Source organism: Acidisoma silvae, assembly GCF_020618775.1.
Lineage (GTDB): Bacteria > Pseudomonadota > Alphaproteobacteria > Acetobacterales > Acetobacteraceae > Acidisoma > Acidisoma silvae.
Genome location: NZ_JAESVB010000081.1, coordinates 1 through 508, shown reverse-complemented (window position 1 = coordinate 508; position 508 = coordinate 1). Strand labels below are relative to the sequence as shown.

The following is a 508-nucleotide window of genomic DNA, read 5'->3' as shown; positions in this document are numbered from 1 at the left end:
GGACTCAACCTTTTCCCGGTCAAGGTGTTCCTTAAATCCAGGATTCTGAGGTTCTATATGTCGCACGACCATCTCGCCTGCCGGCGGGCAAGGTGATGTCGATCCAAAGAGCTGAGCCGTTGGGAGATCACGGCCAAGTTGTCCTCAAGGTTGGTTGCGAAGCCGTAGAATGCCTCCAGCCGTAAGCGTGGCCCCGCCAGCAGTATGGCGGTTGCGACAAGCAGATGCCTGAAGCCGATGGGAAGCCGGTTGAAATCCAGAGGGCCAGGGTGCCGGCGCCTTGATTTATGCCAAGAGTCATCAAGGCGATCGCATGCGACGGCGTCGTAGACAATACGATCTCCATAGAGCGCGTCTGACCGCGTGAACGCCCAGATGAGGTCCTTTACACGCAAAGCGAACTCTTCGTCGGCATCCCAGTTACTGGCCGTCATTCTTCTCTTTTTGCCTCGCGCAAGTAGCTGAAGCATCGTTCCTTCGACTGTTCCGATCGTCCGCTGAAAATCGC

Annotated in this window: 1 protein-coding gene; it reads right to left on the bottom strand. The window is 56.3% G+C overall.

The window, feature by feature from the left end; all coding sequences use genetic code 11:
- Nucleotides 1–53: 53 nt before the first annotated feature.
- Nucleotides 54–508 (bottom strand): hypothetical protein (locus tag ASILVAE211_RS25900; RefSeq protein ID WP_227324225.1); only part of this gene is annotated, 455 nt, incomplete at its 5' end.